Genomic DNA, 6,501 nt, shown 5'->3' with positions numbered 1-6,501 from the left:
CGCGGGCCACTGCGGCTCCTGCACCTGCTGGGTGATCAGGTCCGCGTCCGTGCCCGGTGACACGTCGAGCAGCATGCACTGCGCGCCGGGCACTTCGAGCGGTACGGTCCGGGCCAGCCCGGCGAGCGCCGCCTTGGCCGGGTTGACGCTCTCGCCGCCGGACACGTCGGCGGCCTGCGCGGCGAGCAGCAGGAAACGGGCGGGCAGGCGCAGCCGGGAGTGCCGGACCACCGTCTGGACGAGGGCGTACGCGCTCTCCACGCCCGCGGCGGCCTGCGACTCCACCGTGTCGGGGGTGGCCTCCGGCCAGGGCTGCGCCGCGAGGGCGTGCACGTAGACGGCGGGTTCCTCGCCCCGGGCCAGCAGCCCGTCCAGCACGGAACGCAGGCTGTCGGGCCGGGCGGGCACCACGCGGTGCCCGGCCCGGCCCAGTACGGCCGTCACGTGACGGGCGGCGTCCGGGTCCTGCGGCAGCAGCGCCAGCGCGACGCTGCTGCGGTGGCGGGGCGGCCGTGTCCCGGTGGGCAGCTCCTCCCAGCGCATCACCGACAGCGGTGAGGGCACGGGCGGGGGAGTGGCCTCCGCTACGGGGGCGGCCTCCGGGGCCGCGGCCGGCCGGCCGTGCGTGTCCACCGCCGCGGGCCGTTCCGCCTCGGGCACGATGGTCCCGGACTCCTGCGGCGCCGTCGGCGCCGGCGGGCTGATCCAGTGCCGCTCGCGCTGGTACGGATAGCCGGGCAGGGAGATCCGGCGGGCCGGCCGGGCCGGGCCGACCGCCTCCCAGCGCAGGTCGTGGCCCTCGGTCCAGAGCGCTCCGGCCGCCGCGAGGACGGCCTCGCGGTCGCTCCCGGCGGGGCCCAGGCCGGGTACGGCCAGGGCGTCCGCGCCGTGCCGGCGCGCCAGGGTGGACAGGGCGCGTCCGGGACCGGCCTCCAGGGTGGTGAGCCGCTGTCCGTCCAGGAGCCGCGCCAGCGCGGGCCCGAACAGCACCGGGGTGGTCAGCTGCCCGGCCCAGAAGGCGGGGTCCACGGCCTGTTCGTCGGTCATCGGCAGACCCGTGGCGGCCGAGACCACCGGGATCCGCGGCGCGGACAGGGACACCCCGTCGAACGCCTCCAGGAAGCGTTCGGCCGCCGGCGCCATGGCCGGGCTGTGGAAGGCGTGCGAGGTCGCGAGCAGCTTGCACTGCACGCCCTCCGCGACCAGCCGGGCCTCGACCTCGGCGATCGCCTCGGCGGGGCCCGCGAGAACGCTCTGGCGGGGGCCGTTCACCGCCGCCGGCACCACGCCGTCGGCGATGCCCAGGAGCTCCCGGGCCTCCCGTTCACCCAGGGACACCGCCAGCATCGAGCCGGCGGGCATGGCCTGCATGGCCTGCGCCCGCGCGGTCACCAGCCGCAGCCCGTCCTCCAGGCCAGTGACCCCCGCCACCACGGCCGCGACCAGCTCACCCACGCTGTGGCCGAGCAGCGCGACCGGGGACACGCCCCACGCCCGCCACATCGCCGCCAGTGAGACGCCGACCGAGGCCAGCAACGGCTGCGCGTACTCGGTGCGCCCCAGCAGCTCGGCGGCGTGCGGCCCGCGCCACGCCGGTTCGAGATCGAGGCCGAGCCCGGCCACCGTGTCGAGGCACCGGCGCATCGTCTCGGTGAACGTCCCGTCGTAGCCCATCAGTCCGGCGGCCATCTCCGGGCGCTGGGAGCCCTGCCCGGGGAAGAGCAGCGCGACCGGGCGGGCGGCCGCCCCCTCCGCCGGGCGGATCACGCCGCGGCCCTCCGTGCCGGAGAGCAGGGCCACCGCGTCCCGGGCCGATCCGGCGACGGCGGCCCGCCGTTCCCGGTGCGCGGTCCGGCCGCCGCGCAGCGTCGAGACGGTGTCCACGAAGGCGTCCTCGCCCTGCCAGGTGAGGTGCCGGGCGAGGCGCCTGCGGACCTCCGCCTCGGCCGGCTCCGTACGCGCCGACCAGACGAGCAGTTCGGGCCCGTCGGCCGGGGTGCCCGGACGGGCGGCCGGGCCCTGCTCCAGCAGGACGTGCGCGTTGGTCCCGCCCACGCCGAACGAGCTGACGGCGGCGGTCCGCGGCCGCTCGCCCCCGCCCGGCCAGACATCGCGCTGGCTCACGACCCGGAAGGGCGTCGCATCCAGGTTCAGCTTCGGATTGGGCTCGGTGAAGTGCACCGTGGGTACCAGCTCGCCGTGTTCCAGGCACAGGACGGTCTTGATGAGACCCGCGACACCGGCGGCCGGGCCGAGGTGGCCGATGTTCGACTTCACCGAGCCGAGCGCCACGCTCGCCGGGGCCGGCCGGCCGTCCTCGGCCAGGAAGCGGTACGCCGAGGTGAGCGCCTCGATCTCGATCGAGTCGCCGATGTCCGTGCCGGTGCCGTGCGCCTCGACGTAGTCGACGTCCCCGGGCCCGAGCCCGGCCACGGTCATCGCCTCCACCACGGCCCGTGTCTGCCCGTCCACACCCGGCGCGCTGAAACTGACCCGGTCCGCGCCGTCGTTGGTGACCGCCGAGCCGCGGATCACGGCCCGCACCGGGTCGCCGTCCGCCAGCGCGTCGGCGAGCAGCTTGAGGACCACGACACCGCCGCCGTTGCCGAAGACCGTGCCGTTGGCCTTCGCGTCGAAGGGCCGGCACACGCCGTCCTGCGAGTAGATGCTGCCCGGCGCCCAGCGGTAGCCGTGCCCGTACGGCAGCTCGATCTCCGTACCGCCCGCGAGGGCGACGTCGCACTCGCCCGAACGCAGCGCCTCGCACGCCAGGTGCACGGCCACCAGGGAGGTGGAGCAGGCGGTGGCCACCGACAGGGCGGGCCCGGTCAGGCCCAGCCGGTAGGAGGCGGTGCTGGCGACGTAGTCGTTGTTGTTGTAGATGTCCAGGGACAGGGCGCCCGCGCGGGCCGCGAGCTCCTTGTTCGCCCGGATGTTGAACTCGGCGTAGCGGTTGGAGGCGGCGCCGCCGTACACGCCCACCGTGCCGGGCACGGCGAACGCGTCGTAGCCCGCGTCCTCCAGGGCCGAGTGCGCCAGCTCCAGGAAGAGCCGCTGCTGCGGATCGCGCATGGAGGCTTCGCGCGGGGTCATCCCGAAGAACGCGGCGTCGAACCGGTCGGCGTCCTCCAGCAGCGGGACCCGGCGCACGTAGTGCGGGTCCGCGAGGTGGTGTTCCTCGACGCCCGCGGCCCGCAGCTCCTCGTCGCCGAGGGTGCTGAAGCAGTCCTCGCCCTCCGAGAGGGCCAGCCAGAACTCCTCGAGGTCGCGCGCTCCGGGGAACCTGCCGGCCATACCGACGATCGCGACGGGTGCTGCGGTCTGTTCGCCGGTCGTCACGTCCATGTCCTGCTTCTGCGGCGGGTTCATCGCTGAGTGTTCCTCTTCTGGTCGTTCATGCGTCGGCGGACCGCGCGCCGGGCGGTGGCCGTACCGGTCAGTGCGGCGCCGGCCTCCCGGGCCGGTGCGGCGTGCCGCACGGCGGCGGGCGGCGCGATGCCCGGCGGGCGGGCGTCGCCGCCGCCGCGCAGGTGGCGGGCGAGCGTCCGCGGGTTGGGGAAGCGGAACAGGTCCACGACCTCGACGGCGAGCCCCCGCGCCCGCAGCCGCTCCCGCAGGCGCAGCAGCGACAGGGAGGTCAGACCGGCGTCGAAGAAGTTCGTGGCCGCGTCCAGCGGATCGGGCGAGCCGAGCCCCTCGTCGCGTACCGCGGAGCCCTCGCCGAGCTGCTCCCGCAGCGCGGCCAGTGCCAGGGCGGCCGCGGCCGCGCGCACGTCGACCTTCCCGTTGCGGTCGAGAGGGAGTTCGTCCATGACGGCGATCCGGCCCGGCACCGCCCACGCCGGGAGTACGGTGCCCAGCTCGTGGCGCAGCTCCTCCCCGAGCCCCGGGTCCGCGCCCGGTGCCGCGACGAACGCGGTGATCTCCGTCCCGGAGACGACCACGGCGCACTGCGCCACCGCCGCGTGGGCGCGCAACGCGGCCTCGATCTCGGCCGGTTCGAGCCGGTGGCCGCCGACCGACACCTGCCGGTCGCGCCGCCCCACGAACTCGATCAGTCCGTCGGGCGTGTACCGGCCGAGGTCGCCGGTACGGTACACCGTCACCCCGGGCTCCCCGTAAGGATCGGGCCCGAACGGCGACGGCTCCTGCACCGGGCTGGTGCCGATCGCCAGACCGCGCCCGCGCACGAGGATCTCCCCGAGCTGTCCGACGCCCGCGCCCTCGACGAGGAGCTCGCGCCAGGGGCTGTGGGCCGCCAGCGGCACACCCGCCCGGTCGCGGCGGCGTCGCACGGGATCGCCCGCCGGGTCGCGCCAGCGCAGCCAGGAGCTCAACTGCGGGGTCTCGGTGGACCCGTAGCCGTGGTGGATCTCCGCGTCGGGGGCGACGCGCCGCAGCTCCCGGGCCACCGGGTCGGTGAGCAGTGCCCCGGAGAGCACCACGTGCCTCAGCCGGTCGAGCCGCCCGCCCGCGCCCTGCGCCGCCGAGGCGAGCAGCTGGGCCAGGCCCGGGGTGGCGTGCACGGCCGTGATCCGCTGCTCCGCCAGCAGCTCCACGAGCGCCCCGGGCTCGGTGCCCGCCGCCGGCAGGTGGAGGGAGGCGCCGCTCGTGAGGGGGACCAGCACGTCGCGCAGGACCGGGTCGTGGCCCGGCGCCGACAGCATCAGGAACCGGTCGTCGGGGCCGGTGCCGAAGGCCTCGCGGTACCAGTGCAGTGCCTCGGGCAGTGCCTCGCGCGGAGCGAACACCACACTGGGCTCGCCGGTCGTGCCCGAAGTGCACAGGGCGTGCCCCCAGTCGAGGACGACCGGCTCGGTGGCCGGACGCGGCAGGTCCGGGCCGGTCAGCACCGGTACCGGCCAGTCGGCGGCCCCGCCGGTGAGCACCGCCTCGGCGCCGCTGCCGGCGAGCGCGGCCAGCAGCCGGCGGGCGGGCAGGGCCGCGTCCACCAGGGCCACCGAGCATCCGCAGTGCCAGGCCGCGAGGAGTTCGACGACGGTCGCCGGCGACCGGTCGCCGGGCAGTAGCACGGCGCGCCCCGACCAGCCGGCCGCGTGCAGGGCCTGCGAGCGTGCCACGACCCGGTCGTGCAGCTCCCCGTACGTGATGCGGCCGCCGGGGTGGCTCAGCGCCACCCGGTCGGAGTGGAGGGCGGCCGCCTGCCCGAAGGCCTCGGCCACGCCGGTGAGGGCCGGACGCGGGACCGGTCCGGCGGGCTGCCGGTCGCCGCCCAGCGGCCACCCGTACGGTGCCCGGCCGGGGTCGGCGGGCGCCTCCCGCAGGAGCCGGACCACCTGCCCGAGCAGGTGCCGGGCGGTCTCCGCGTCGAAGACGTCGAGGGCGTGCACCAGTTGGAGCCGGTAGCCCGACTCGCCGTCCCGGTGCAGGTACAGGCCGAGGTCGAACAGGGAGCCGGTGGTGCCCGGCTCGACCGGCTCGGCCGGGATCCCGTCGAACGAGGGGGCGGGAGCGGCGTGGGTGAGGTCGTTGAACCAGATCTGGTAGAGCGGGTTGCGGCTGAGGTTGCGGGGCAGGCCCAGCGCCCGGACGATCTGCTCGAAGTCGGCGCCGGCGTGGGCGTGGGCTTCGATCATCGTGTCGGAGACCTGGCGGACCAGCGCGGAGAAACTCTCCGCGGACCCCACGTCGACCCGCACCGGCAGGGTGTCGATGAGGAAGCCGATGACGTCCTCGCTGGGGCCTCCGTCGCGGGAGGACCAGGGGACGCCGACGACGACCTCCTCCTGTCCGCTCCAGGAGGTGAGCACGGCGGTGAAGGCCGCGAGCACCACGGCGACGGGAGTGGCCCCGGTGCGCCGCGCCACGTCCTCCAGGAGGCGGGCGTCCGCCCCGCCCACCGTGGAGTCGACGGCGCCGCCCTCGAAGGTGGTGACGGCCGGGCGGCGCGCCCGGAAAGGCAGCCCGTGGGTGCGCGGGGCGTCGCCCAGCCGGTCCACCCAGTAGGCGAGGTGTTCCCGCTGCTCGGCGGCGTCCTCGCGGCCCGCCCGGTCCACCAGCAGGTCGCCGAAGTGCGGCGGCTCGTCGGCGGGCGGGAACCCGTCGTAGGCGGCGGCCAGTTCCGCGAGGAAGACGTCCACCGAGCGCTGGTCGGCGATCGCGTGGTGCAGCACGGCGACCAGGCAGCCGTCACCGTCCCCGCCCTGCGCGTACAGCACCCGCGCGGCTCCGGCCGCCAGGGCCCGGCAGCGCCGCGCGGTCAGGGCGCCCTCCACCACGCGGGTCTCCAGCGGTGGCTCCACCCGTTCGGAGACCGCCTGGAAGGGGCCGGACCCGTCGCTGAGGAGGGCGGTGCGCAGGGACTCGTGCCGCTGGACGACCAGGTCGAGGGCATCGCGCAGCCGGGCCGTGTCGAGACCGCCCGGGACGCGCACCGCGGCGACGACGTTGTAGGCGCTCAGCCGCGGGTAGAGCTGCTCCATCAGCCACAGCCGGCGCTGCCCGCCGGAGACGGGCGCGCGGGCCGGGTCGGGCCGCCGG

The 6,501-nt window shown here is 76.4% G+C and carries 2 protein-coding genes; both read right to left on the bottom strand.

All coding sequences use genetic code 11. The features are described from left to right. Positions 1-3,369, bottom strand: a 3,369-nt coding sequence (locus VR44_RS28915) for a type I polyketide synthase (protein ID WP_157880428.1), incomplete at its 3' end; no start/stop codon positions are given. Beyond that, positions 3,366-6,501: condensation domain-containing protein (locus VR44_RS28910; protein WP_157880427.1), on the bottom strand; the 3,136-nt coding region annotated here is incomplete at its 5' end. The genes VR44_RS28915 and VR44_RS28910, both read right to left, overlap by 4 nt.

It is taken from the genome of Streptomyces katrae (genome assembly GCF_000966975.1).
In the GTDB taxonomy this organism is placed as follows: domain Bacteria; phylum Actinomycetota; class Actinomycetes; order Streptomycetales; family Streptomycetaceae; genus Streptomyces; species Streptomyces katrae.
This window is presented reverse-complemented; position numbering and strand designations above follow the sequence as displayed.